Origin of the sequence: Desulfovibrio sp. (assembly GCA_016208105.1) — a bacterium.
Taxonomy (GTDB): Bacteria; Desulfobacterota; Desulfovibrionia; order Desulfovibrionales; family Desulfovibrionaceae; genus Fundidesulfovibrio.
Genome location: JACQYS010000027.1, coordinates 92,282 through 118,389, shown reverse-complemented (window position 1 = coordinate 118,389; position 26,108 = coordinate 92,282). Strand labels below are relative to the sequence as shown.

Here is a 26,108-nt window from a genome sequence, read left to right as displayed (position 1 = left end):
GCTGCTGTCAAAGGGTGGGAAAATATAAAATGAATTGGTTAAGCATCGAGAGCCTCGGCCTGATCGCTGGATGCATGACCACCAGCGCTTTCATCCCTCAAGTGGTTAAAACGTATAGAACCAGATCCGTGAAAGACATTTCACTGCGGATGTACGTTTTCTTGTGCACTGGAATAACGCTTTGGATCGTGTATGGTTTCTTAATCGGATCAATCGCAGTAATAGCTGCAAACATCGCAAGCCTAACCCTGACGGCCTCTATTCTTGGCATGAAGATCGTTTTCCATAATCATTCACCAAGGGGATAACAAAGCTAAAAAGAATTCTAACTTACTTGTTGAAAGACAAAGCTGAAACGGATTCGCGAGTCATAAGGCCTTGGGAAAGTACGTGCTGTATTGCTGGAATGAAAAGATCAATCTTTGCTGCGGTATCAATGATTTCAATGATTATGGGTAAGTCTTCGGAAAGTCGGAGAATTTTAGCAGTATGGATTTCGCTGTGCCCGCCAAACCCCATCATGCCCCGTAAAACCGTAGCCCCGGCTAGGCCATGATCATGGGCGGCCTTGACTATGTGCTCAAAAACAGGTGATCGCTCAAAGCGATCAAACTCGCCGGTATAAATACGTAATCGGTCTAAAGTGCACCAATTCATGTCAAATAGTCCTCCCAATGAGAATGCCTAAGAAAAGGGCAGCAAACCCGGCAATGTTTTGACCAATGAGATTCGCAGCAACATAAAGCCACTGACCATCAAGAGCCAATTGGGACGACTCGAAAATGTACGTGGAGAAAGTAGTAAAGGCGCCCATGAAACCAACTAGGATTATGAGCCGGGTTTGACCTGATAAGAGAAACCGTTCTTCACTAAAAACCCAGACAAGACCAAAGAGAAGACAACCGAAGACGTTAACCGCCCAGGTACCCCAGGGAAAATCGATTCCTAACGTCCTCTGTACCGCTCCAGAAAGCCAGTACCGCGCCAAAGTGCCTAGCGCGCCTGCTAAAGAAAGAAGAAGGATTTTCCATGCCATGGGCCGTCTTCCTTATCAGAAGAGCGCAGAACGGACGTTTTTAAGACTCGTCTCCAGATGGTTCTGAAAGACCGCTTTCCACAACATCGAAGCCCATGACCAACACCCCGTCCGCCATGTCGACCAACGTTACACCCTGGGCTGCACGACCGACATTTCTGACTTGGGCAACAGGGGTTCGGATAATCTTGTTGGCAGAGGTGAGAAGCAAAATGTCGTCTGTTTCGCAAACTGAAGTGGCCCCAATAACGTGACCGGTCTTTTGGGTCACCTTCATGTTGATGACGCCTTTTCCACCACGGGTTTGCAACCGGTAGTGGTCTACATCGGTACGCTTGCCAAATCCATTGGCGGACACGGTCAGCACCTGAGTCCGTTCAGGATCGCCAAAAACGACACCAGACGAAACACGATCTTTGCCAACAAGGGCGATGCCTTTCACCCCAGCCGCGCTGCGACCCATGGGGCGGACATCGCTCACACTGAAGCGAATGCTCTGTCCGTATTCAGTGGCAAGGAGGATCTCGGCATTAATGGGAACTTCCTTCACGTCCAGGAGTTCGTCACCGTCATTTAAGTTCACAGCCCGAATGCCGCCCACGCGGACATTTTTATAAAGGTCGATGGCAGTGCGCTTCACCATGCCCTTACGGGTGACGAACAGGAAATACCTGTCGGGAGTGAACTCTCGGATGGTAAGGGCAGTAGCGATGAACTCCTCCTTGTCCATGGGCAGGAGGTTGGCGATATGCATGCCCTTGGCTGTTCGAGACCCTTCTGGGATCTGATGAACCTTGAGCTGGTGCATCTTGCCGAGGTTCGTGAAGAGCAACAGATGCTGGTGGTTGGTGGTAGTGCAGAAGCTCTGGATAAAGTCTTCCGCTGAGGTGTGAACGCCAGCTATGCCTTTTCCGCCGCGCCGCTGTTGCTGGTAGGTATCAAGAGGAGTGCGCTTGATGTAACCGCGACGGGAAAGCGTGATGACAACGTTCTCGTCAGGAATAAGATCCTCGATGTCTATGCCTTCTAGACTCTCAAGAATCTGCGTACGCCTGGGAGTGGCGAACTTCTCTTTCAGTTCCTTGAGTTCGTCGCGGATGACGCCACGCAAGACCTCGTCGTTTTCCAAAATGGAGCGGAGGTACTCGATGAATTTAATAAGCTCGGCATATTCTTCAAGCAGCTTCTCCCGTTCCAGATTGGTCAGGCGCTGGAGCCGCATATCCAAGATAGCTTGGGATTGACGCTCGGAAAGGCTGAAACGCTCCATGAGCCGTTCCTTGGCCTCGAGGGCATTCTTGGATGCGCGAATCAAACTGACCACTTCGTCGATGTTGTCCAGGGCAATTCGCAGCCCTTCAAGAATATGCGCACGTTCCTCGGATTTGCGTAGATCAAAGCGGGAGCGCCTAAGAATCACTTCTTTGCGGTGGTCCAAGAAGAATTCGAGTATCTGCTTCAGGTTGAGAAGCGCTGGCCTGTTTCCGGCAACAACGAGCATGTTGATGCCAAAAGAGGTCTCGAGAGGAGTGAATTTATACAGGCTGTTGATGACAATATCCGGAATAGTGCCGCGCTTGAGTTCAAGCACGATGCGGATGCCCTTGCGGTCGGATTCGTCACGAAGATCGGATACACCGTCGATTTTCTTTTCAATTATAAGCTGGGCGATTTTCTCCACCAGGGTGGATTTGTTCACCGCGTAGGGAATCTCGCGGATGACGACCAATTCCTGGTTCTTCTTGTGTTCCTCGATTTCCACTCTGCCGCGCATCTTGATAGAGCCACGGCCGGTCCGGTAGGCGTCGATGAGGCCCTGACCGCCAAAGATCGCGCCGTAAGTCGGAAAGTCTGGACCAGGAACACAAGCGATAACCTCATCAATTGAGCACTCGTGATTATCAAGTATGGTCAGCAGGGCGTCGCACAGTTCCCCAAGATTATGTGGAGGAATGTTGGTGGCCATGCCAACCGCAATGCCTGAGCTGCCGTTAAGCAAGAGGTTGGGAACCTTGGTCGGGAGTACAGAGGGTTCTTCCAGGGAGTTGTCGTAGTTCGCCCGAAAATCGACTGTCTCCTTGTCGATATCAGCCAGAAACTCGCTGGTAAGACGCGACATGCGAACTTCGGTGTAACGCATGGCTGCAGCAGCATCGCCGTCGATAGAACCGAAGTTGCCCTGGCCATCAACCAGAGGGTCGCGCATGGAAAATTCCTGGGCCATGCGAACCAGGGCATCGTACACGGACTGGTCACCATGGGGGTGGTATTTACCGATGACGTCACCGACGATGCGAGCGGACTTCTTATAGGGCCTGTTGAACGAGTTGGAGAGCTCGTGCATGGCGAAGAGAACGCGCCTGTGCACTGGTTTCAAACCATCGCGAACGTCGGGTATGGCCCGGCCCACGATGACGGAAAGAGAATATTCCAGGTAAGACTTTTGAAGTTCTTCTTCGATGGTTATCTGGTCGAGCACGTGATGCCTCGCAGTTCAGCGTTACTATGCGCCGGTTTACCCGTCACGGTACCAGGAGCAAGCTCTGGTTTCCGGCAGTATTGAATCAAAACAATGCCTTGAACAAATTCGACTCAATGCGCGTTTGAGCCACACTAGAAACAGGAAGAGAGTTCTCTCCTCATGGCCGCGCGTAAGGCCGAGTATGTGTTCACCTTAAATGTCGAGCTCTTTTACGGTCAGAGCATTGCGTTCAATGAATTCGCGCCGTTTTATGACGTTGTCACCCATGAGATCGGAAAAATGAACGTCGGCAGCGCTCACGTCCTCGATGGACACCTTGAGAAACGTGCGTTTCTCCGGGTTCATGGTGGTCTCCCAGAGCTGAACGGGGTTCATCTCGCCCAAACCCTTGTAGCGCTGGATGTTGATTCCTTTGTGGGCTTCTTCCAGGACGGATTTCAGCAGCTCGAAGAAACCAGTGACCTCGGTCTGAACGTCCTTGCGAACCAAATTAATGCGATCACCGCCAAATGCCTTGCGCAGTTCGTCCAAAGCGGTCCAGCACTGACGGTACACCCGGGAGGTGAAGAATTCGAGACCAAGCCGGGTTTTCACCCCGTTCTTGTTGATGAACACGCAGTACACGCGGCTTTCGGTCTCATCCTCTTCCTGATCCAGGATGAAAGTGTACTCGTTGGCCTTTAGCACTTCCTGAACGCCGGCAAGGCCGTCGTCCTGGAAATCAGCCGGAGTGATGCGCGTCGGCGCATTGAGGAAGCACCAGAGCAAGGGCTCGGGTATGCCATAGCCCTGGGCATCGATGAACCGCCCCTGAAGAGTTTGAATTTTGGTGAGCATCTCGCGCAGCGGGCCGTTGTCGAACGTAACGCCGTTTTCGCCTGTGGCCGAAAGATCTTCCGTCACCCGAGAGAGTAGAAATTCGGAAAGTTCCTTTTCGTCCTTGATGAAACGTTCCCAATCGCCCTTGTGAACACGGAAAAGAGGCGGCTGGGCGATGTAGAGATACCCTTTGTCGATGAGCTCCTGGTACTGCCTGTAGAAGAAGGTGAGCAAAAGGGTGCGGATGTGCGCTCCGTCCACGTCAGCGTCAGTCATGATGACGATCTTGTGGTAGCGCAGCTTGTTCAAGTCCACTTCATCCAGGCCGATCCCAGGCCCCATGGCGGTGATGAGGTTCCGGATCTCCTTGTTGCCGAGCATCTTGTCGAAACGGGTCTTCTCAACGTTCAAAATCTTGCCTCGAAGCGGCAAGATGGCCTGAAACTTGGGATCGCGGCCTTGTTTGGCGGAACCGCCCGCGCTGTCACCCTCAACGATGAAGAGTTCGGACTCCTCAGGGCTCTTGGACTGGCAATCGGCTAGTTTGCCAGGCAAGGAGTTGTCGGAAAGAGCGCCTTTGCGCCGGACAAGATCCTTGGCTTTGCGCGCGGCCTCGCGCGCCCTGGCGGCATCGACGGACTTATCCACGATGAGCTTGGCGTCTTTGGGATTCTCCTCGAAGAACGTATTGAGGGCGTCCCCGCATATCTTGGCCACCTGGCCGGCAACTTCGGAGTTGCCAAGCTTGGTCTTGGTCTGGCCTTCAAACTGGGGCTGAGGAATCTTCACGGAGAGAACAGCGGTGAGTCCTTCGCGGACATCGTCTCCAGTAAGCTTCTGCTTGAGCTTTTTTATGAGCCCGGATTTCTCGATGTATATGTTGATAGCCCGGGTCAGCGCGGTCTTGAAACCGGCCAGATGCGTGCCGCCCTCTTGGGTACGGATGTTGTTAACGAAAGTAAGCATCTGCTCTTTGTAACCGGCGTTGTACTGCAGGGCGAAATCCACGATGGTGGCGTCAACCGTGCCAGAGGCATAGACGATCTCGTGAATGCCAACATCGCCGGCGTTCAAATCCTGCACAAAACGCTTGATACCGCCCTCGTAGCGGAAAACCTGCTCTTCCTGGTTGCGCTCGTCCTTGAACTCGATGGTAAGGCCGGAGTTCAAGTAGGCCAATTCCTCGAAGCGTTTGGCCAGGGTGGCGTGGTTGAAGTCCGCTGTTTCGAAAATCTCCTCATCAGGCAGGAAACGGATAGTTGTACCGCTGCCTTCGGCATCGCCGATCCTGTCCACGGGAGTAACAGGAATACCGCGCTCGTAGCGCTGGCGGTAGCGGGAACCGCCGCGCTTGATAGTAACTTCAAGGTACTCGGAAAGAGCGTTAACACAGGACACACCGACACCGTGCAAGCCGCCGGAAACCTTATAGGCGTCGTTGTCGAATTTGCCGCCGGCATGCAGGACGGTCATGACGACTTCTACGGCGGGCTTGTTCTCCTTGGCCATCAGGTCCACGGGGATGCCACGGCCGTTGTCAGAGATGGTCACCGAGTTGTCGAGGTGGATGATGATGCGAATACGGTCGCAGTAGCCAGCCATGGCTTCATCGATGGAGTTGTCCACCACCTCGTACACGAGATGATGCAAGCCACGGATATCCGTGGAGCCGATGTACATTGCCGGGCGTTTGCGAACCGCGGAAAGTCCCTCCAGAACTGTGATAGAATCCGCGGTATAGGACTGAGGCGTAGAAGACTGGGTCATGCGGAGGCTTCCTCGCTATAGTACGTCTCTTCAACGATCTTCATGGGCATTATGATCACCAGATAGTCCGAGTCGTCTTCGCCATTGATGCCGCAGGGCCCTTCGGCCCCGGTCAATGTGAAGCGGACCTTGGTGGAATTGAAATGACCAAGGATTTCGAGAAGATCGCGTGTGGGAAAGGCAACTTTTTTAAGATCGCCGCCGATCTGGGCTTCCATGGACTCGGTTGCAGCGCCTGTGTCGTTGCCTTGGGACTGCAGGGTGAGCTGACCCGGAACGTCCAACTGGAAGTAGGTGCAGCGGTTGTTATCGGTGTTGAATATGGAAATGCGGTCCAGCGCCTCGGACAGGGCCATCTTATCCGCAGTTAGGTCGGAAGCACCTGGAGCGGAAAGCTTGCCCACGAAGTTCTTGTAATCCGGGTACTGGTAGTAGGACAGAGGAAGGCTGAAGGTTTCCCTCTGGTCCTGGGTGCGAAAGAAGAGACGTTTCTGACTTATGGCCAACTCAATCTCGTCCGAGGTGAGCCATTTCTTGAGTTCGAGCACGTATTTCTTCTGGATCAGGATGCCTTCGGCAGGCAACAGACCGCGGATATCGTCATTTATGAAACCGGCCATGGCGAACTGGTGCCCGTTCAAACCACAGACCTCCACCTTCTCCTCCAAGGGGCGCAGATACATGCAGGCCATGGCCTCCATGGTGTCTTCGTCGGAGACGCAGAAAAAAACACGGTCGATCAGCTCCTGAAGAAAATCACCGCTCCACATGACATGCTCGCCCTGGGGGAATTCCGCGAAAGGCTGGAACCAGCTTTTTTCACTGGTGGGAAGCTTGTAGTGGCGTCCTGACTGCGTGACCAGCAGAGTCTGGTTCACCGGATCGAGTTTCAGTTGGATCTCGCCCGGAGGAAGCTTGCGGACAAGATCGAAAAAGGAGCGGCCTTGAACGCCGCAAAGGCCCTGCTCGATCACCTCTGCCCGATATTTGCCGACAAATTCAAGGGAGGAGTCCGTGGACATGATGCGCAGAGTGCCATTCTCAGCGGAAAGCCAGATGGTACGTAAAAAAGCGGCACCTGTTTTGGCAGGGATGATATTGGCCGATTTTTGCAGGCCTTCGATGATATCGTTTCGGGTGACCTTCACGAACATGGGGGTCGTCTCCTTGAGCAGGTATGGCATCGATGGTCGGGGATGATTTGAAGCCAGCGTGGCGAAGGGACTATACGGAAAAAAACGCAAAGGGCAAGGCCCCGGTAAGCTAGGTCTGGCAAGGGTTTATGGCCGTGTTGTCCGCCAGTGCGGGCACCATGAACCATCCTCACGCAAACCTCATTTTAGAAGCAAGCCCGCCAAATACGTGTTGCCTTAGCCGAGTATGAAGTCCACGGCCAAGAAAAAGGGGAGAATACTCGGAAGAAATCAAAATCTTTAGTTGACCTCACTTACAGCAACGTCCAAAAGAATTATACACGGTCAAATTTTCCGGATTTTCTACAAAGAACTCCGGTTGTGCAAGCGTGCCCCTTTCTCAGCAGGAGAACAGAAAGGACCACCAATGGCTAGAATGTATAGTATTTCTAAGCTTTTCAGAGCAAGTGCACTGTTCATTACACTAGCCGTCAGCTCCGCGATTTCTGTAATCGTCATATATACGCAATACAGCGAGTTTAAGAACAACACTGCCGCATACGAACAGGAATATGTACGTAGGCAGCAGGATATTTTAACAAATGAAATGGATCATGCCACTGATCTTATTAGGTACGAAAGATCAAAGATAACAAATGATATTAAGAATGACCTTAAGCAAAAAACATTAGAAGCGTATGATATTGCTTCTGTAATTTATTACAATAATAAAAACACACTTCCAGAATCTAGTATTAAAAAAATTATTATTGATTCGCTTAATTCAGTTAGTTTTTATGATGGCAGAGGTTATTATTGGATCCATGACGTTAACTATATCCTTGTTATGAACCGTTTCAGACCTGGCATGATAGGAAAAAACGATTTCGATCTTTCAGATTTATCAGGAAAAAAAATAATTCAAAGTTTCATTAGAATTGGAACTACCGCCGGTGAAGGATTCGATACGTATTATTGGAATAGACCTGGTCAAAGCATTGCCCTTCCAAAAATATCATATTTAAAATTATTCCCTCCTTTTGGTTGGATAATTGGTACAGGCGAGTATCTCGACGACGTCGAACTGAGCGTTCAAGAAAGCATAAAACGCAGGCTCAGCCTCTTTAAGAACGCGGAGTCCAGTGTCATTCGTATTCTTGATTTCGGCGGAACTGTTCTTTTCGATCCCTCAGGTGTGTACGCCCAGGGTGAGAACATACTGGAACTTCAAGACAGCAACGGCCGAATGGTCGTTCACGACATCCTCTCGGAAGGCCTGAAAGCCGAGGGTGGATTCGGGTATTTGGAACTTCCGAAGAGCAAGTCGGAAGCTGCGGTCACAAACCTGTTTTATGCGCGCACAGTCCCAGGCTGGGGATGGATACTGGTGGCAACGGTTCCATTAGACAGAATGACCGAGGTGGTCTTCCAGCATAAGGATTCACTACGGGCCACTATGGTTCGACAGATAGGACTGATTCTTGGCTCTTTGGCGGTAGCTGCCCTGGCAGTATTGACAGCAAGCACTTTCGTCTCGCGAAGGCTTCGTAAAGAGTTCGCTGTTTTTCTATCTTTTTTCCGTGATGCACCAAAACATATTACCCCAATAAATTACGACAGTTTACATGTTGTGGAGTTAAAGAGCCTGGCCGAATCGGCCAATCAGATGAGCCGGGAGATACAGGGAAAGTCCAGGCAGCTAGAAGATGAAGTCGAGGTGAGGCGTCTTACCGAAATCGAGTTGGTGAGTGCCAGAAATGCATTCCAGGGAATAATCGACTCCATGCCGTCCGTAGTCATCGGGGTCAATACCGACATGGTAATAACCCATTGGAACACCACGGCGGAAGAAGCTACGGGAATTAACGCCTCACTGGTGATTGGAAAACAATTGTCAGAAGCTCTCCCAACCGTAGCCGAACGGATTGGGACCAGTTGGGATTCCCTGATGAATGGAACACCGCTGGTACGTAATAAAATGGCATTATCTTTCAAAGATAAACTGCTGCAAGTGGATATGCTGGCTTATCCTCTTATAAGCAATGGTGTAAAAGGAGCGGTCATCCGTTTAGACGACGTGACTGAACGGGTTCGAATGGAAGAGATGATGATCCAGACTGAAAAAGTCATGTCTGTAGGTGGCCTTGCCGCAGGTATGGCCCATGAGATCAACAACCCGCTGGGAGGAATACTCCAGAGTGTACAGGTCATCATCAGACGTCTGAACGCAAATGTTGCGGCCAACACTGAAGCCGCCGAAGAAGCCGGATGTCCTCTCGATAATATTCAGTCCTTTTTGGTAAAACGAGACATACCAGTCATGCTGGAAGGCATTCGCCAATCTGCTGAGCGTGCCGCGAAAATCGTTGCCAATATGCTGGAGTTCAGCAGAAAGACCGATGCTTCCATGGGTTTCGTGAATATGACGGATCTGATGGAGAAAGCAGTCGAGCTGTGCTCGAAAGATTATGACCTGAAGAAAAAATACGATTTCAAACAGATAGATATACTTTGGGATAGCGACCCGGCACTGCCTCTGGTTCAGTGCTCTCCCACTCAGATAGAGCAAGTTTTTATGAACATTCTACGAAACGCGGCTCAAGCCATGTCTGTTTCAAAGGTATTATCCCCGAAGATCACACTGCGAACCCGCAACGATGGCGAATTCGCCAGGATAGAAATCGAGGACAACGGGCCTGGTATGGAAGAAACAACTCGCCGCAAGGTGTTCGAACCATTTTTCAGCACCAAACCTCCCGGGGAAGGAACCGGTCTCGGCCTTTCCGTTTCCTTCTTTATCATCACCAATAATCATGCTGGCACCATCACCGTTGAATCTGAGCTGGGCAGTGGAACCACGTTCATAATCAAGCTTCCCTACACGCAAGACAGACGTGAGGCATGATTTCAATGACGTTTCTTCGCATAAGCCAAATCACCTTTATCTGGACCATGCTCGCCTTGTGCCCCTGCACAGCGCTGGCTGAAACCCAACAGCCTTTGCGTATGGGTGTTCTGTTTCCAGGGGTCGTGGTCGATAAGGACTTCAATGAGCTCGGTCACGCGGCCATGATTCGAGCCCAAGAAGAATATGGTGTCACCACGTGCTACCGCCAACGCATATCCCCCTGGGACGCCCCGCGAGCAATACGCGAACTCATAGCTGACGGATGTTCCGTAATATGGGGACATGGGGGGCAATATCTCGAGGCCATACTCGGCATGTGTGCGGAATTTCCGGATGTGGCCTTCATCGCCGAAGCGGAAGAACCCATTTCAAGCCAATGCGGAAACATCCACGTCCTTGGGCGTGAATACCACAAAGGATTTTATGTTCTTGGAGCATTGGCTGCCAAGATCACCAAAACGGGAATCATAGGCTACATCGGAGGAATGCCCCAACCGTTCTCACGTGCTCAAGTGAATGCGGCTCTCATGGCCATCAGGGAATATAATCAGAATGCAACTCTTAAATACGTCAATGTCGGCGACTTCAATGATCCAATGCACAGCCGTCAAGCAGCAGAAGTTTTCATTCAAGAAGGGTGTGATGTAATTCTTTCTGGAGTTAACATGGGGAACTTTGGAATAATTGAAGCTGTAAATAGTAATGAATTTCCCGTTTATTTCACAACAATATATACCAGTAAATTGAGTTTCTCTAAAAATAGATATTTAACTTCAGACATGTTCGATTTTTCAGGACCTTTATTGGATATAATAGGGAGAATAAAAAATGGAATAACCAGTGGATATATTCAAATGCCTTGGGGAGAAGGGAAATCTAGATTTACATTGTTTCCTATTAGCAACGTTTCACCATCTATAAATGAAGAAATTAAAATAATTGCAAATAAAATTACAATTGGGGAAATTATTGTTCAAAACGATATGACATCTCTCCCTTCAAATTCTCAATAATTAATACAAAGCTATATTCAAAGTCACCGTTCTGTTTCATAAAATAGATATTTGGAACGTCACTGCAGCTGCTCTTCTTCAGGCTTCCTAAAAAACCAGAGGCAAATGTTTGCTCTCGGAACCAACACACCTGCGGTTTCTTGGTGGTTGGAGAAAAACAACCCGGCACCGATTTGGGCCGGTGAGTGTCTCTTTCTTCAAGAGGTCAATAAACAAGTATTCTCTTCTAGCTGTATTAGTAGAGCCGCGACAGTTGTTCGTTAATGTGGTAATATATTGAAATAATTGTTTATTTAAGAGTTCAGTTATGTCTTGGAAAGAAACAAAAAAGAACAGCCTGCCACTGGGCAAGGCTTATGTCCCTCCTTGGCGGCAGCTTTTGCGCAACGAATTCACCAAAATTTTCATATCGCTGTTATCAACTTGTGATTTATGGATTTTTTTTACTGAATGAAGAACTGTTGAGTGGTCTTTTCCTCCGAAGAGCTTACCCAGGGCGGGATAGGAAAGGCCGAGTTCCTCCCTGCACAGAAGCATAGCAACCTGCCTGGCCAAAACGATCTGCTTGTTTCTTTTGCTCCCCAGAATGGATTTCACATCTACGCTGAAACGTTTGGCTACCTGGTCGAAAATAATCTGGGGTGTGGTTTTTGCGGTCTGATCATCGCGGCTTCTGCCCAGGATGTTCTCGAAGATAGACTCGGAAATGTCCCGCTTGAGTAATTCACGAAATGCCCTGAACTTGTTGAGAAGCCCGTGCAGGCCTCTGAATTCCTGATGGCGTTGAGCCAAGGTGAGCATTTGCGCTTTGGTAAGGCTTATTTTCTTTCTTTGGCATTGGTCCTGGACGTATTTGAGGCGGACATCGAGATCGGGCTTGGAAAGCTGCACCATGAGGCCGCATTCCAATCTGGCCCTGAGTTCAGGAGGTATGCCTTCGCAAGTGTTCAATGGAATCGACGAGGAGAAGGCCATCTGGCGGCCGGTGTCCTGAAACATGTTAAACAGTATCAGCAGTTCTTTGGACAGGTTGGGATAGTCTTCCAAGCGGTGCAGGTCGTCGATAAAAAAACAACTATATCCTGAAAGTTGAGTTCTCACAGGAACTGGTGAGGTACGGGAGACGGTATCATACATCTCCGCGAGTTCGTCCAGAGTGGCCAGGAACATGAAATTCTTGTCCCTGTATTTGCTTATTTCGTTTGCCATGCAGCGAAGCAGGTGTGTTTTCCCGGTCCCCGGCTCGCCTTGGATGATCAAAGGATTGAACTTCACTTCACGGCATTTGGCCACGTCCTTGGCCGTGGCCAAAGGAAAGAGGTTTTTCTGATTGGTGAAGAACTGCTCGAAGGTGAACTCGTGGCCGAAAGGAAAATCAAGGACAGCAGCTTTAAATTCCGCAGAAGCTGCGTTAGGCGAGGCGCCTGCCCGGCTTCGGTAGCGAAGGACGTAGCCCGGCCCCAGAAACAGGCTGACCTGCTTTTCAAAATGATCTTTGATCTTGGTTTCAAACCAGTACCCGAAATGAGCGTGTGGAAATTCGATTACGATCTCCAGTGAATCGGGCAACGGATGGAGATCAAGGGGATCATACCAGCGGACAAGGTCCTGTTCTGGAGTTATCTGGGCAAGATGGCGGCGGAGCTGTTGTTTGAGCACTGTGGGTGTTGGATAGAGCTATTCCGAGGATGGGTAAAAGCTAGACCAAAAATGAACCGGATTCAACCGCGCCCGGGAGCGTATTGCCAAGCCATCTGTTTTTGGCCATGATGCCGCGTCTTTTCTTCTTAGGGAGGCTGAAAGCCATGGTGAAGGTTCACAAAACCATCCGCGAGATCAATGAGCGGATAAAAAAAGGCAAAGCCGTCATTCTCACAGCCGAGGAGATGGTGGAAGAAGTGCGCCGGAAAGGGAAAACCGCGGCTGCCAAAGACGTGGACGTGGTCACCACGGGTACGTTTTCACCCATGTGCTCTTCCGGGATGCTTTTCAATTTCGGCCAGGAGCCGCCGACCATCAAGGCTTCGCAGGTATGGCTGAACGGTGTGCCCTGTTATGCCGGTCTCGCTGCGGTGGACGCCTATCTCGGTTGCACAGAGCCCCGGGAGGACGACCCTCTGAACAAGGTCTATCCCGGCAGATTCCTGTACGGCGGCGGCCATGTGATCGAGGAGCTTTTGCGGGGCAAGGCCGTCAGGCTCAAGGCCACAGCCTACGGCACGGACTGCTACCCCAGGCGCGAACTGGACAAGTCGGTCACTCTGGCGGACTTGAAATACGCGGAGCTGTTGAATCCTCGAAACTGCTACCAGAGCTACAACGTGGCCGTGAACACAGGCAGCCGCGTCATCTACACGTACATGGGCCCGCTCAAGCCCACCATGCGAAACGCCAACTACGCCACAGCCGGGCAGCTCTCGCCGTTGTTCAACGATCCCTATCTGCGCACCATTGGCCTTGGGACCAAAATCTGGCTCGGCGGCGGAACGGGCTGGGTGATCGGCGCGGGCACGCAGCATAACCCGAAACCAGCTCGAAACGAACGGGGAATTCCGCTCACCGCCTCCGGAACGCTCATGCTCAAAGGCGACATGAAGGCCATGAGCCCCAAATGGGTTCGAGGTGTTTCCATCCTGGGCTACGGCTGCTCGCTCAATGTGGGCGTGGGCATTCCAATTCCCATTTTGGATGAGGACATGGCCTTTTTCACAGGCGTCTCCGACGCGGACATCACCATGCCCGTGCGAGACTACGGGCAGGATTATCCGAACGGCGTGAACAATGTCCTGGCTCAACCAACATTCGCTGAACTCAAAAGCGGTGAGATAGACGTGAACGGCCAAAAGGTCCGAACCGTCCCTCTGACCAGCTACGCCCTGTCTTTGGAGATAGCTCAGGAATTAAAGGGGAAGATAGAAAAGGGCGAGTTTATGCTCACCGAACCGCAGGACAGGATTATATCCGAATAACAGTTAAGATGCCTTCGGCGACCAGGGGGGAGGCATCTCCCCCTGGACCCGGCATTATGCTTCGCGGGATTCACCGGAAAAACGGTGGATCCCGTTTTTTGATGGTTCAAGGGGAAAGGCCTTTGGATTTAAGGGATTCTGGTCTCATCGTTGCTCAGCCCCAACCGCCTTTTTTGGTCTGCCGAAAGCTGTTTCCTGAGGGCGTCCAGTCGACCGCGCGCCTGCTCCCTGGCCAAATCCGGCAGACCTGGATTTTGGATCGCCCGGCTCAGCCAGAAATACGCCCAAAGCGAGTCCGTCGGCACTCCCAGCCCATCCATGTACATCACTCCAAGCTGGTATTGAGCCTGGGGCTCGCCGGCCTGTGCAGCTTCAAGAAATAAGGACGCCGCCATGGTTGCGTCCCGAGGCTGGCCTTGCCCGGTAAGATGCCTGTATCCTTCGGCAAAGAGGTCGCCGGGTGTTGCAGCGGAAACCGGCAGGGAAAAAAGGGATAGAGCAAGAATAACCACGCTCAAAACAGTGTGCCGGGAGTGGGAAGTAACAGGATGCATGGTTGTGCCTTAGTGCGGGGCCAGGAGCCGGTCCAGGTCTTCAAGAGGTTTGGTTGAGAGGTAGAGGCGAAGGGGGCCAGCGCCTTTGGAGAGAGAGAAGGGGGATGCGAAAGGCTTCATGGGGATGATCTGGGCCGGGTCAAGCCAAGCGTCTATCCGCATGGGATAGCCAGGCCCTGCCCAGAGGCGGGCCTTGCTGCTGCTGAGTTCGAATCGCAGGTAGATGCGCTCCGAAGGCTTGTCCAGGGTGGTCCGGGAAATCCGGCGTTTCTTGCCTTCCCACAGTTCCGATTCCGCAACAGTAAAGGAGTCGAGCGTTCTGTAGGAGTTGCCGTCCGTGGAGAATGAGAGGCGCACCCCGTTTTCCATGCCGGGTTCGCCGTAAGCTTCCGGGCAATAGACCAACCGCACTTCCCGTACCGGAAGGCGCGAACGCAGGGCGTAGGTGATGAAGCAGCTGTTTTCATTGGCACAGGTAAGACACGGGCCTTCTGGCCCAGCTGTGATGTTGAAACTGGAAAACGCGGCCCCGGGGCCAACGGAATAATCCTGTGTTGCCCAGAGCCTGCCGCGGCCGCCTGGATTGAGCGCCAGGGTCGATCCGGGAGGGGCATCGAATGGAAGCTCCAATGCCGTTTTCCCAAGGTTCAGACTTTGCCCGGACATGGCCCCGGAGACCAGGAGCCCCTTGGTCTCCTGGGGCATGAGCACCTCGCGAGTATCGGGAAGGGCAAACCAGGGCCGGGCAAGGGCGGGATCGTACAGGCTCAAGCCGGGTAAGGAAGCCACGGGAGCGATGTTTGGATTCTCCGCCAGGAAGGCCTGAAGCAAGGGGTCGTTGCTGGCGAAGCCGTACAGTGAAGAATCGCCCAGGCGCACGGTTCCTGGTTTCCAGGGGACTATGTCCGCTTTTCCCTCAAGGGAGCTGGCCATGAGCTGCGGCGAACCAGGACGGTCGGGGAAGAAGATTTCCATGGTTACCAGGTCGATGCCGCCGTGGACCGTCCCGGGCTCAAGAAGAAAGCCAAAGGTCAGCTCGTCTCCCGCAGGTTTCGGGATGCTCAGGCGAATATCCAGACCGGTACCAGCGAAATCAGCCTGGGAGAATGTGCGCAGTGTGGCGAGCCTCTCGGGACTGTCTCCGGCCACGACGGTTACAGTGGCGTCGGGAGGGGGCGTGGCCTGGCTGCGGGTAAGCCGCAGCAGGCAGCGCGCGGGGATATCGCCCGTAAATCCGCCTTCGGGCGCTCTAAAGCGCCAGAGAGCCCGGCCTGGGCGTTCCGGATCGTAGAGGCTGAGCGTTTTCTGAAACAGGTCGGGTCCGACATTGTTCCACTGCGCCGCCTCCCGGTAGAAACTCATGTCCGAGAAATTCATCTTGTAGGTGTTGACTGCCGCAAGCGGGCTCAGGTTGAGAAGTCCGAGGCGGAAGCCGTAGAGGTCTCCAAACCGTTCAGGCTGGCCCAGGCCCTCGGGAAGAAAATCCCGGCCGCTAAGGAGCATCACCCTTTTGTAGCGCAAATCGCCGCTATCACGCAGATCGCCGTAGATATCCCGCAGATACCAACGGGCGAATACCTTGATGTGACGGTTGCGGGCAAAAGCCAGCGCATCGATGCCCGGGGAGTTTTCGGCAATATCCAGAAGGTCTTCACGGACGGAGTGCTGGTCGCGGCGGTAGTAGTCCGACAGCCCGGTAAGGCTGGGCCAGGAGAGGCCGATGGCGGCGAAAAGCCCGAGAAGCGCGGCGGCGCGGCTTGGCAGGCCGATGGAGAGCCCTTTCACCAGGCCGTCCAGGCCAGCTCCGGCCAGCAAAGCCAGCCCTGGAACGAAATTGATGAGGTACCGGGGATTCACAGCTATGCCAGTTTTCAGAAGCATGGCCGTGGCCACAGGAAAGAGGAGCCAGAAGATAAGAAGCGCGAGCCCGTCTTTGTTTCGCCAAAGCCCCACGAATGATCCGAAACAGGCGCAGGCCAAGTATAATGTACTCTGGGTGGTGAATTCCAACAGGGCTCGCGATAAAAAATCCCAGGTAAGGCCCATGTCCGATTGCGGCGAATAGATCAGCCGCATGTGGAACAGATGCCCCGGGAGCCAGGGGGCATAGGCTGCGGCCGCTGCGGCCATGCTGACTGCGGCCGGCAGGAAACGACCTTTTGTCAGCCGGCGGGAGAGAGTCAAATAGGCGAAGTACACGCCTTGCGCGGCAAGGCTTGCCCCCCCAAGGTACGACGCATAGAGCGTTACGGCGGCCGCGAGGGTGTAGGCGGCCCAATCCCTGGTCCGGTTCAGCTCCAGGGCTCTCAGCAAAAGCCACAGAGAGCTGGCGGCAAGAAGCAGGTAGAGCGAATAGGGGCGGGCCTCGCGGCTGTAATGGAGATGGTAGATCGAGAACCCGAGCAGGGCGGATGCATAGAGCCCCGCCCTCCCTCCGAAAAGCCTGGTGCCCAGGGGATAGAGGACAAGCACCGTGAGTGCCCCGAAAACGACGCTAGGAAGCTTCACCCATGTTTCCGAAGCCCCCCCTGCGGCCAGAACGGCGTGAAGAATGAAGTGTAAAAGTGGGGGTGAGGAGTCGAGCGAGGAATCGGACGGCCCCTGGTAGGAAAGGTTTCTCCATATTTCGGACAATCCGAGCTTGGCCCGTCCCAGGGTCACGAATTCGTCCCACCAGAGCGAGGTCGATTCCAGCCAGGCCAGCCGGATGGCCAAGGCCGTGGCCGCTACCACGAGGAGCAGGACAATACGGGCACGGGAATTGCTCATGACCATGGTGGTAGCCGTTTTCGAGGAAAAAAACACCTGGACAGACTTGGGTCAAACAATTAGGGGGTTTCTTTTCGAGCGTATACCGCCAGGAGGAACGACCCATGGCTCACAAGAAAATCGAGCGCAAGAAAGAATTGGACCGCCGCCGCAAGCGTCGTCAGGAGCGCCTGAAAGAACGCGTGCGCGAAGCAAAGGCCGCAAAAAAGGCCTAGCCGAGTATTTGACAACAGCTCCTGCGAATCATACTTCAAGAGCTGTTCCGATTTGAGCGTCGTTAAGGAGGCAGTCATGCCCATCTACGAATATCGCTGCCAGGAATGCCAGCAGACTTTCGAGGAATGGCAGAAGGACTTCGCCGAGCGCAAAGTCCCTTGTCCTGTCTGCGGTGGCAAGGCCGAACGTCTTATTTCCAGCTCCTCCTTCGTGTTGAAGGGAGGGGGCTGGTATTCCGATGCGTATTCCAAACCTTCCTCTGCGAAAACGGAATCCGCTACCGCCGAGGCCGCGCCGGCTCCAAAGCCGGAAGCCAAGCCGGAAGTGAAGCCATGTGCTGCTTCCTGCGCCTCGGGAGGCTGTTCCAACTGACAAGGCCCTTGCAAGGCAGCTTCGGCTGCCTTGCTTGTTTTTGGCCCGGAAACCGGGTCCATCCTAACCCCACGCCAAATACATGATCGAACGCTACACCCGCCCGGAAATGGGCCGGCTCTGGAGCCTTGAAAACAGGTTCAGGGCTTGGCTGGAAGTCGAGCTCGCTGTTTGCGAGGCATGGCATGCCATGGGTAGGATTCCTGCCACTGACATGGAGACCATCCGCACCAAGGCGGACATCGACGTGGACCGCATCCTCGAGATCGAGGAGCGCACCCGGCACGACGTCATCGCGTTTCTCACCAATGTGGAAGAGATCGTGGGCCCTTCGGCGCGCTTCATCCACCTGGGGTGCACCAGTTCGGACATCGTGGACACGGCCAACGGTCTTTTGCTCAAGCGCGCAGGCCTTAAAATACTCGAAGGCATCGACAGGTTGATAGGGGTGCTCAAGGAAATGGCTCTTGCCCACAGGGGCCGTTTGTGCATGGGCCGCACCCACGGCATCCATGCGGAGCCCACCAGTTTCGGGCTCAAGATGACGGTGTTCTACGCGGAATTTTGCCGCCATAGGGAGCGCGTGGCCAGAGCCGTGGAGTCCGTGGCCGTGGGCAAGATTTCCGGCGCGGTTGGCACCTACGTCTATCTTTCCCCTGAATTGGAGGAGAGGGCCTGCGCCATCTTGGGGCTTATCCCTGATCCGGTGTCCACCCAGATCGTGCAGCGGGACCGGCATGCCGAATTCTTCACTGCGCTGGGCCTTTTGGGCGGCGGTGTGGAGCGCATCTGCGTTGAGCTGCGCCATCTCCAGCGCACCGAGGTGCTCGAAGTGGAAGAGGGCTTCGGAAAGGGCCAGAAAGGCTCTTCGGCCATGCCCCACAAGAAGAACCCCATTTCCGCCGAAAACCTGGCCGGGCTTTCCAGGCTTTTGCGCACCAATGCGCTGGCATCCATGGAAAACATGGCCCTGTGGCACGAGCGCGACATCTCCCATTCTTCGGTTGAGCGCGTCATTATGCCGGACTCCACGATCCTGGCCGACTACATGCTCCACCGCCTGGCCAACCTGCTCTCCGGGCTGCGCATCATTCCCGAGAACATGGAGCGCAACCTCTGGGGGTCCTACGGACTGTTCTTCTCGCAGGCGATCCTGCTGGCCCTCATCGACGCTGGAATGGACCGCCAGGCGGCCTACGAGAGCGTGCAGGCCGTGGCCATGCGCTGCTGGACGGAAAAAAAGCTCTTCCCGGATGAGGTCCGCCATGATACGGCCATCGCCAGCACATTAGGCGAAAGCAAGCTGGACGAACTGTTCAATCCGGCCAATTTCCTCAATCAGGAGGCGGCCATCTACAAAAGGGTGTTCGGGGCGTGAAACAGCGGCTCGCCAAAATCATTCTCGACAAATCCTACCGTGAGGGCGATTTCGTCCTCACTTCAGGTCGCAAGAGCGACTACTACTTCGACTGCAAACCCACGGCACTGCATCCCGAAGGTTCCTTCCTCATCGGCAGCATGTTCTGCGAGATGCTCTCGGGCATAGACGTGCAGGGCGTAGGCGGCATGACTTTGGGGGCCGACCCCCTGGTGAGCGCCGTTACGGTCATGTCCTTTATCGGCAAACGCCCTCTGCCGGGTTTCATTGTCCGCAAGCAGGCCAAGGGCCATGGAACCAACCAGTACCTGGAAGGATTGGGCAACTTCAAGCAAGGCGACAAGGTGGCCATGCTTGAGGATGTCGTCACTACCGGCGGTACTCTGCTCAAGGCGTGCGAGCGTGTGCGCGCTGCGGGGCTCGAAATCGTCGCCGTGCTGGCCGTGCTGGACCGCCAGGAAGGCGGCCGGGAGAATCTGGCCGCTGCCGGGTACGAACTGCAGTCCATATTTACCCGGGCCGACCTCGTAGCGGCCAAAGGGATTTGAGTTCGATCAAGACCACCGTCGACTCAAGGAGGAGCCAGACCGTGGCTGCGCCAAACGCCAAATCATCCACACTCGGTTTCGTTGTCGCCGCATTGCTTTGCTTGTCCTTTGCCCCGGCATTCGCTGCCGGAGAGGGGTGGACCGTCGATCTCAAGGCCGATCCCTACGGCCCGCAGAGGTTTCTGGCGGTGGACAAGTCTTCCCAGACCTTCTGGTTTTTCGAGCAGAAAAGCCCTCTGCAGCCCATAAAGCAGCTGCCGTGCACCACGGGCCAGGAACCTGGCACCAAATGGCGCGAGGGCGACTTGAAGACTCCCGAGGGAGTGTACTTCATCAAGGAGCGTATCGGGGGTGGGCTCGATTTCGGCCTCTATGGCGACCTGGCCTTTACTCTCAACTATCCCAACCCCATTGATGTCATAAACGGGCGCAAGGGCTCCGGCATATGGATCCATGGCCGGGGCAGGCCCATCACCCCCAATGAGAGCCGTGGCTGCGTGGCGCTCAATAATCCTGACATCAAGGAGCTTGACCCGCAGCTCACCAAGCGTATCCTCCCGGTGGTCATTGCCAACGAGGTTCATTGGGCCAAAGACACACCAACCGCCTCCAAGGAAGCCCAGGAAGTTGTCGCCGCCACCCTGGAATGGGCCAAGGCCTGGTCGCGCAAGTCTGAAGATTTTTTCGCTTTCCACGACGCGAACAAATTCGCCATCGCTTCCGGCGAGCCTTTTGAGAACTATCGCGGTCACAAGCGCCAGCTCTTTGCCAAGCTGCCTTGGATTCATGTGCTGATCGAGGACGTACGGGCCGTGCAAGGTCCGGACTACTGGGTCACCTATTTCGGCCAGCTCTATCGTTCCCCGACCCTTACCAGCGAGGGCATCAAGCGCTTGTACTGGCAGCGCAACGAGCAGGGCCGGCTGGTTATCGTGGGAATGGATTTTGACGAGACCTCGCTTGGCCTGGAGGGCAAATACCTGTCACGCGTCCGTGACGACGTGAGCAAATCGGTTGAAGCCTGGCGCCAAGCTTGGGAAAAGGGCAAACTGAGCGAGTACATCCAGTTTTACGGCGAGAACGCCACTCAGGGTGACCGCAAGGGCAAGGCCTCCATACGCGAACAGAAGCAGCAGCTCTGGGCTGGCAACAAAGCCCCCAAGAAAGTGGTCATTCGCGACATGAAGTTCTCCCTGGCTCAGGACGGGGTGAAGGTCGAGTTCATTCAGGAATACGCCAGCAAGGACGGAAACACCGACAAGGGAAGAAAGCGGATGGTTTTCGGGCCGACGGGTGATGGCTGGACCATTCTGGATGAAGATTGGAGCAAAATATAGATGGCGGATCTGAGCAAGCTTAATCTCATCTGGTTCAGGGATGAGCAGCCGGCCAAGCGTTTGCGCTTGAGGCCGGGGTGGATTCGCGCCGTCACGTATTTTCTCGTATTTGTCGTGCTTTGTGCCGCTGGCGGTTTGTTTGCGGCCTACGAGTTCTGGCGCCGCTCCCAGGAGATGCAGAACGACAAGCGTGAGGTTGAGAAACGGCTTTCCGAGACGCTTCTGAAGCTCGAGCGTCTCCAAAATATCGAAAAACTTCTCCAGACTTCCGATCCCACTGAACTTTCCCAGCTCATGGGAGGTTTGGGCATAGAGACCCCCGCAGCCAAGCCCCAGGTTCAGGCAGGGACGAAGGGTGGCAAAGATTCAAAGGATGCACCGGCAACGAAGGATGCCATCAAAAATGGGCCTCCTCCTGAACGGGAGAAGCCTGCTGGCTTCGATCTGGCCGATGTTATGGGCAAGGTTGACCTGGGCCAAGTTGGCGTGGAGAACTTCCGGGCCAAAGTGGATGCGAAGTCCGTGCAATATGGCTTTGATCTTTCCAATCTCATGCCGCAGGCCCTTTCCGGAAATGGGCAGCTGGTGGTAGTCACCCGTGATGGAAGCGTAGTCTCCGTCCAGACAGGCAAGGAAGACTTGGGCTTTTCCATCCAGCGCTTCAAACAGGTATCGTCCCAGGCCCCGCTTCCCCAGGGTGTCGAGCCCGGCAATGTTTTCGGCTTCAGGTTGGTGTTGTCAAATGCTTCAGGAAAAACCATCTTCAGCGAGACCTATCCGCTTGCCCAGGCTCAGTAGCCTGGTCCTTCTGCTGCTCGTTCTGGCCGCACAGCCGGCTCTGGGCGAGGTCCACACCTTTTTCCCCGGCACCCAATACGCTTTGGACGTGCATTTTCTCAAAGGAGAAAAACCCGGGCCCACAGTCATGGTGCAGGGCGGCATCCAGGGCGACGAATCCGGTGGATTCATTACCGCGCAGCTTCTCACCAGGGCCAAGGTGACCAAGGGGACGGTGATCATCGTACCCAGGGCCAATCCCCCATCCATTCACGAGCGCAAGCGGGCCATTAACGTGGACCTGAACCGACGCTTCGACAAAGACTACAACGAATTTTACGAGGACAGGCTGGCGCGACTCATCCGCTTCCTCGTGTCCCAGAGCCAGGCCCTGGTTCATTTGCACGAGGGATCGGGATTCTATGATCCCGTACGCAAGAGCGATCTTCGCGGACCCCACCGCTACGGGCAGTCCGTGATCATCGACGCCACCGACTACAAACGCTTGGTTCATCTGGAGCGCCTGGCCCGCCAGGTTCTGTCCAAGCTCAACGATGGAATTGCCCCCAAGGAATTTGCCTTCCAACTCTTCAACATGGACACCTTCAACGACCGCTCGAAGTATTTGGAACAGCGCAAGTCGCTCACGTATTACGCCCTGGCCAACGTGGGCATCCCGGCCGTGGCCATCGAGGTGAGCAAGAATATTCCCGACCTGTCCTGGAAGGTGGCGCAACAGCTGAAAGCCACCACGTTATTTCTGCGTCAGTTCGGCGTGGAGCTCGACGTCCCGAGGCTGACTCCAGAGGACATGAAGGCCTATCCGGCCAAAGAGCTCAAGGTTGTGGTCAACGGTCGGGAAGTTATTTCGGACAGACAGAAGATCAAGCTCGCTCCGGGTACGCCCCTGGACGTTCGCTGCGAGTTTCCCAGCGGCCTGACCGCCATGAACCCGGTTACCGCGGTATTCGCATCGGACCGGCCGGGCTTTAATCTGGCCAAGGCACCCCGCCTGCCGTTGTCGCCTTTCCAAACCCTGGACGTTCGGGCCGACGGTGTCCTTTTGGCCAAGGCCACGCTGGAGTGGACGGGCAACTGGCCAGCGGCGGAAGCCTCGGGGCCGCCAAAGTTCGTCTGCTGGCTCGGTGGCGAATTGAAGGTGATCCCGTCTGGCGGAACGCTTGAAGCCGTGCAGGGCGACCAGCTTGTGCTCGAAGGTGTCTGGGGCAGCAAGAAGGACGAGGTTCTCAATCTCAAGGGCTACGTGAGCCGCGTGGGCAAGAACGACGGCCAGGATGCCGGACAGGAAATCATTCTCGATCCCAAGAGCTTTATCCCAAAATTCATAAAAGTTATTGAGAATGGCGACTTCCTCTGCGAAGTGGTGCGCGAGACGCACAGGGAGCCTGCCGCTAAATTCTCCATCCGGGTCAGGCCCCGGGAAGTCCAGTCGCTGGTGGTCGAAGCCGGAGACGGCAAGGAGATGACCCTGGCCTGGGCTCCGGGGAAACAGCTCCTGCTGCCTGCGGGGCGCTATGTTTTGAAGGATGTGCGGGGAAATGGTCCAGCGGGAATGGTTCAGCTTTTCGCCGGGAAAACACCAGTGAACCCCGGGCAGAGTTTCGCTGTAACCGAAAAGGATGAACTCGTTTTGCGTCAAGCCACCACATTCTCAGAAATGGGCAAGATGCCCGTGTCCGGACGGGTGGCCCTGTCCATGACAACGGAGGCTGCTGGTTCCCTCGGTCAGTGAACTGGGCAGATCTGGTCAGGTGAGGCAACTGATTGATCCCGGCCTGGCATGACGCCACGCCGGGATTTTTATTGTTTACAGAGAGGGGCTGGGTGGGCGGACATGGCAGGTACAAATGCCAGGACTGAGAAACCGGTCAATCTTCCGCCAAGCATGAGTTCCTCCTGCGGGCTATGCCGGCGCAAAGCACGCCACAGCTCCCCTTACATGGCTCGGGATCTGGCCCAACTCTCCAGGTTGTTGGCGTCCAGGGCTCCTGAAATGGAGTCCACCGCCTTGCCGTTCTTGAATAGAATCAAGGTGGGTATGCTTTTGATGCCCATTTGGGCGGCCAGAATCTGCTCGTTCTCTGTGTTTACCTTGGCAGCACGGATTTCCGGCTCCAGTCTCCGGGCCACTTCCTCGAAGGCGTTCGCCATAGACCTGCACGGGCCGCACCAGGGAGCCCAGAAATCCACCAGCAGGGGGACGTCGGTTTCCAGCACGTGCTTGGCGAAAGTGGCCTCGGTGAGCTCTACGGATTTTCCAGTGAAAAGCGGTTTGCCGCATTTCCCGCATGTGGCCTGGAGTTCTTTGCCGGATACGACACGGTTGCGGGTATGGCAGTGGGGACAGGTGATCTTTAATGTATCGGACATGAAGTGCTCCATGGTTGAATTCATGGTTCAAGACCCCATAATATTTCTTTTTTAACGTTTGTCGACAGGAGCGGCCATGTTTTTCGTAAACTTGAATCTGCGCACCGCATTCAAGAAACCTGAGGTTCTAGATACGTTCTTGAAGCGCGGGGTAAACCCGGAGCTTGGCTTGGACCCTGTGCTTATGGACATGGTTGACCTGAACTGGCACCGGGGTATGGCGCAGCGTTTCAAGGAAGCAAACCTCACTGCGTCGCTGCACCTGCCCTTCTTCGATCTCCAGCCCGGGAGCGCGGACAATCTGATTCGGGCCGCCTGCCAGGAGCGGTTATGCCGGGCCATGGAAGTGGCCAGAATTTATGAACCGGCCCATATGATCGGGCATGTCCGCTATGACCACTTGCTGTACATGAACACCTATCCCCTCTGGAGGGAGCGGGCCCTGGAAACCTGGAAAGCCACGCTGGCAGCCTGGCCGGAACACCCCCCGCTCTACCTGGAGAACACGTTCGAACCAGACCCGGCCACGGTGGCTGGGGTGGTGGAAAAGCTCCGCGAGACCCACGGCCAACGTGTTGGCCTGTGTTTGGACATGGGGCACTGGTTCAGCTTTTCAGGCGGGCACAGGCTGCAAAACCTTGATCACTGGCTTGATACTTTCGCCCCGCTGCTTGGCCATCTGCACCTGCACGACAATGACGGCAGTTTCGACCAGCACATGGGGCTGGGGCAGGGGGAGATACCCTGGGATGATTTTTTTGTGGGCCTCGAAAAGCGTGGACTCAAACCATCAGTCACGTTCGAGCCACACACGGACGAGGCCTTTGAAGCAGCAATGGAATTCGTTGGCAAGCGCCCGGATTGGTTCAAGAGGCTGGGGGTGGAGCGCTGAGTAGTAACCTTGCGAAGCAACAGTATTCATGGCGCGTGTACTGCTCTTGGCCTCTCGAGTTCTGTGCTGACTAGCGCCGCCGCCGGCGAAGAATCCCCTTTTCTCCAACCGGAGTTGTGCTCCAGTTGAGGGTGATGGCCAGGACCCGAAGCCCGAACGTGACGGCAATGGCTATCAAAGCCACGGCCAGGGGCGGAAAGTCGGTATGGCGGCGCAGGGGCACGTAGAGTATGCAGCCGATGAGCGCTGCGAACGCATAGAACTGCCCGGGCTTGAAGACCATGGGCTTTTCTCCGATGAACAGGTCGCGCAGCACGCCTCCGCCGCAGGCGTTCACCACCCCCACCAGCACAGCAGGTACAAATCCCAGGCCCAGGGCCAAGGTTTTCTCCACTCCCACCACCGCGTAGGCCCCGAGGGCCAGGGCATCCACAAGGGCGATCAGTCGCTCTGAAATAACCGCCCTGGTCCCGAATGCCAGGCCGAGAACAGCGGCAGCGGCCACACCCAGAAGATACCGGTCGTCCAGAAGTACTGCCGGAATGCCGTTCTGCAGGAAGATTCCGTCGCGTATGAGTGCGCCGCCCACGCCTGTGGCCAGGGCCAGCACGCACAGGCCGATGATGTCGTACTGACGCCGGATGGCCTCGATGACCCCGGTCAGGGCCATGAGGAATACAGCGGCCAGATCCAGAAAGATCGGCAGTTGGAAGGGTTGGGTGTCCATGCATGGGATAGGTACATTGA

Annotated in this window: 21 protein-coding genes; 11 read left to right on the top strand and 10 right to left on the bottom strand. The window is 54.7% G+C overall.

Features of this window, described 5'->3' with window-relative positions:
• The first annotated feature begins 29 nt into the window (after positions 1 to 29).
• Positions 30 to 308: a SemiSWEET transporter gene (locus HY795_17105; GenBank protein ID MBI4806938.1), complete on the top strand. Its 279-nt coding sequence runs from the start codon at positions 30 to 32 to the stop codon at positions 306 to 308.
• Between the two features lie 22 nt (positions 309 to 330).
• Here HY795_17105 and HY795_17100 read toward each other — a convergent pair whose 3' ends face one another.
• The 5 genes from HY795_17100 to HY795_17080 form a co-directional block, all read right to left on the bottom strand.
• A complete protein-coding gene (locus HY795_17100) occupies positions 331 to 657 on the bottom strand; it encodes a DUF190 domain-containing protein (protein MBI4806937.1) in 327 nt (108 codons plus the stop codon).
• Between the two features lies 1 nt (position 658).
• Positions 659 to 1,036: a CrcB family protein gene (locus HY795_17095; GenBank protein MBI4806936.1), complete on the bottom strand. Its 378-nt coding sequence runs from the start codon at positions 1,034 to 1,036 to the stop codon at positions 659 to 661.
• A 40-nt stretch (positions 1,037 to 1,076) separates the two neighbouring features.
• A complete protein-coding gene (gyrA, locus tag HY795_17090; protein MBI4806935.1) occupies positions 1,077 to 3,515 on the bottom strand; it encodes a DNA gyrase subunit A in 2,439 nt (812 codons plus the stop codon).
• A gap of 195 nt (positions 3,516 to 3,710) precedes the next feature.
• Entirely contained in the window at positions 3,711 to 6,104 is a 2,394-nt protein-coding gene (gene gyrB / locus HY795_17085; protein MBI4806934.1) for a DNA topoisomerase (ATP-hydrolyzing) subunit B, read from the bottom strand.
• On the bottom strand, positions 6,101 to 7,258 hold the full coding sequence (locus HY795_17080; protein ID MBI4806933.1) for a DNA polymerase III subunit beta: 1,158 nt from the start codon (positions 7,256 to 7,258) through the stop codon (positions 6,101 to 6,103). The genes gyrB and HY795_17080 overlap by 4 nt, the downstream gene beginning before the upstream one ends.
• A 406-nt stretch (positions 7,259 to 7,664) precedes the next feature.
• Between HY795_17080 and HY795_17075 the strand changes: the two genes are divergently transcribed.
• Positions 7,665 to 10,142, top strand: a complete 2,478-nt coding sequence (locus HY795_17075; GenBank protein MBI4806932.1) for a cache domain-containing protein — start codon at positions 7,665 to 7,667, stop codon at positions 10,140 to 10,142.
• Positions 10,139 to 11,158, top strand: coding sequence for a BMP family protein (locus tag HY795_17070; protein MBI4806931.1), 1,020 nt, complete (start codon positions 10,139 to 10,141; stop codon positions 11,156 to 11,158). Before HY795_17075 ends, HY795_17070 begins: the two co-directional genes overlap by 4 nt.
• Before the next feature lie 354 nt (positions 11,159 to 11,512).
• Here HY795_17070 and HY795_17065 read toward each other — a convergent pair whose 3' ends face one another.
• Positions 11,513 to 12,817: a chromosomal replication initiator DnaA gene (locus HY795_17065; protein ID MBI4806930.1), complete on the bottom strand. Its 1,305-nt coding sequence runs from the start codon at positions 12,815 to 12,817 to the stop codon at positions 11,513 to 11,515.
• A 146-nt stretch (positions 12,818 to 12,963) separates the two neighbouring features.
• Here HY795_17065 and HY795_17060 point away from each other — a divergent pair, with 146 nt between their 5' ends.
• Positions 12,964 to 14,127, top strand: coding sequence for a homocysteine biosynthesis protein (locus HY795_17060; GenBank protein ID MBI4806929.1), 1,164 nt, complete (start codon positions 12,964 to 12,966; stop codon positions 14,125 to 14,127).
• 128 nt (positions 14,128 to 14,255) lie between these two features.
• Here HY795_17060 and HY795_17055 read toward each other — a convergent pair whose 3' ends face one another.
• Complete coding sequence (locus HY795_17055) at positions 14,256 to 14,681, bottom strand: sel1 repeat family protein (protein MBI4806928.1); 426 nt, start codon at positions 14,679 to 14,681, stop codon at positions 14,256 to 14,258.
• Between the two features lie 9 nt (positions 14,682 to 14,690).
• Positions 14,691 to 17,450, bottom strand: coding sequence for a glycosyltransferase family 39 protein (locus tag HY795_17050; protein MBI4806927.1), 2,760 nt, complete (start codon positions 17,448 to 17,450; stop codon positions 14,691 to 14,693).
• 291 nt (positions 17,451 to 17,741) lie between these two features.
• Here HY795_17050 and HY795_17045 point away from each other — a divergent pair, with 291 nt between their 5' ends.
• The 6 genes from HY795_17045 to HY795_17020 all read left to right on the top strand — a co-directional run bounded on the left by HY795_17045 (position 17,742) and on the right by HY795_17020 (position 23,831).
• A complete protein-coding gene (locus HY795_17045; GenBank protein MBI4806926.1) occupies positions 17,742 to 18,038 on the top strand; it encodes a zinc ribbon domain-containing protein in 297 nt (98 codons plus the stop codon).
• Between the two features lie 82 nt (positions 18,039 to 18,120).
• Positions 18,121 to 19,416 carry an adenylosuccinate lyase gene (locus HY795_17040; protein ID MBI4806925.1) on the top strand — a complete coding sequence of 432 codons (1,296 nt, stop codon included), beginning with the start codon at positions 18,121 to 18,123 and terminating at the stop codon, positions 19,414 to 19,416.
• Positions 19,326 to 19,964, top strand: coding sequence for an orotate phosphoribosyltransferase (pyrE, locus tag HY795_17035; GenBank protein MBI4806924.1), 639 nt, complete (start codon positions 19,326 to 19,328; stop codon positions 19,962 to 19,964). Before HY795_17040 ends, pyrE begins: the two co-directional genes overlap by 91 nt.
• A gap of 41 nt (positions 19,965 to 20,005) precedes the next feature.
• Positions 20,006 to 21,301 carry a L,D-transpeptidase family protein gene (locus HY795_17030; GenBank protein ID MBI4806923.1) on the top strand — a complete coding sequence of 432 codons (1,296 nt, stop codon included), beginning with the start codon at positions 20,006 to 20,008 and terminating at the stop codon, positions 21,299 to 21,301.
• Positions 21,302 to 22,099 carry a hypothetical protein gene (locus HY795_17025; GenBank protein MBI4806922.1) on the top strand — a complete coding sequence of 266 codons (798 nt, stop codon included), beginning with the start codon at positions 21,302 to 21,304 and terminating at the stop codon, positions 22,097 to 22,099.
• Positions 22,044 to 23,831, top strand: coding sequence for a succinylglutamate desuccinylase/aspartoacylase family protein (locus tag HY795_17020; GenBank protein MBI4806921.1), 1,788 nt, complete (start codon positions 22,044 to 22,046; stop codon positions 23,829 to 23,831). Before HY795_17025 ends, HY795_17020 begins: the two co-directional genes overlap by 56 nt.
• 203 nt (positions 23,832 to 24,034) lie before the next feature.
• Here HY795_17020 and trxC read toward each other — a convergent pair whose 3' ends face one another.
• On the bottom strand, positions 24,035 to 24,469 hold the full coding sequence (gene trxC / locus HY795_17015; protein MBI4806920.1) for a thioredoxin TrxC: 435 nt from the start codon (positions 24,467 to 24,469) through the stop codon (positions 24,035 to 24,037).
• 76 nt (positions 24,470 to 24,545) lie between these two features.
• On the opposite strand from trxC, the gene HY795_17010 reads away from it, so the two are divergent.
• A complete protein-coding gene (locus HY795_17010) occupies positions 24,546 to 25,361 on the top strand; it encodes a sugar phosphate isomerase/epimerase (protein MBI4806919.1) in 816 nt (271 codons plus the stop codon).
• A 70-nt stretch (positions 25,362 to 25,431) separates the two neighbouring features.
• Here the strand turns inward: HY795_17010 and HY795_17005 are convergent, their stop codons facing one another.
• Positions 25,432 to 26,088, bottom strand: a complete 657-nt coding sequence (locus HY795_17005) for a TRIC cation channel family protein (protein MBI4806918.1) — start codon at positions 26,086 to 26,088, stop codon at positions 25,432 to 25,434.
• Between the last annotated feature and the right edge of the window lie 20 nt (positions 26,089 to 26,108).

Bases quoted from the DNA above. Each gene is read 5' to 3' on its own strand.
- HY795_17105 (MBI4806938.1), top strand. From the start codon at position 30: ATGAATTGGTTAAGCATCGAGAGCCTCGGCCTGATCGCTGGATGCATG.
- HY795_17100 (MBI4806937.1), bottom strand. From the start codon at position 657: ATGAATTGGTGCACTTTAGACCGATTACGTATTTATACCGGCGAGTTT.
- HY795_17095 (MBI4806936.1), bottom strand. From the start codon at position 1,036: ATGGCATGGAAAATCCTTCTTCTTTCTTTAGCAGGCGCGCTAGGCACT.
- gyrB (MBI4806934.1), bottom strand. From the start codon at position 6,104: ATGACCCAGTCTTCTACGCCTCAGTCCTATACCGCGGATTCTATCACA.
- HY795_17080 (MBI4806933.1), bottom strand. From the start codon at position 7,258: ATGTTCGTGAAGGTCACCCGAAACGATATCATCGAAGGCCTGCAAAAA.
- HY795_17075 (MBI4806932.1), top strand. From the start codon at position 7,665: ATGGCTAGAATGTATAGTATTTCTAAGCTTTTCAGAGCAAGTGCACTG.
- HY795_17070 (MBI4806931.1), top strand. From the start codon at position 10,139: ATGATTTCAATGACGTTTCTTCGCATAAGCCAAATCACCTTTATCTGG.
- HY795_17060 (MBI4806929.1), top strand. From the start codon at position 12,964: ATGGTGAAGGTTCACAAAACCATCCGCGAGATCAATGAGCGGATAAAA.
- HY795_17055 (MBI4806928.1), bottom strand. From the start codon at position 14,681: ATGCATCCTGTTACTTCCCACTCCCGGCACACTGTTTTGAGCGTGGTT.
- HY795_17050 (MBI4806927.1), bottom strand. From the start codon at position 17,450: ATGAGCAATTCCCGTGCCCGTATTGTCCTGCTCCTCGTGGTAGCGGCC.
- HY795_17045 (MBI4806926.1), top strand. From the start codon at position 17,742: ATGCCCATCTACGAATATCGCTGCCAGGAATGCCAGCAGACTTTCGAG.
- HY795_17040 (MBI4806925.1), top strand. From the start codon at position 18,121: ATGATCGAACGCTACACCCGCCCGGAAATGGGCCGGCTCTGGAGCCTT.
- HY795_17025 (MBI4806922.1), top strand. From the start codon at position 21,302: ATGGCGGATCTGAGCAAGCTTAATCTCATCTGGTTCAGGGATGAGCAG.
- HY795_17020 (MBI4806921.1), top strand. From the start codon at position 22,044: ATGCTTCAGGAAAAACCATCTTCAGCGAGACCTATCCGCTTGCCCAGG.
- trxC (MBI4806920.1), bottom strand. From the start codon at position 24,469: ATGTCCGATACATTAAAGATCACCTGTCCCCACTGCCATACCCGCAAC.
- HY795_17010 (MBI4806919.1), top strand. From the start codon at position 24,546: ATGTTTTTCGTAAACTTGAATCTGCGCACCGCATTCAAGAAACCTGAG.
- HY795_17005 (MBI4806918.1), bottom strand. From the start codon at position 26,088: ATGGACACCCAACCCTTCCAACTGCCGATCTTTCTGGATCTGGCCGCT.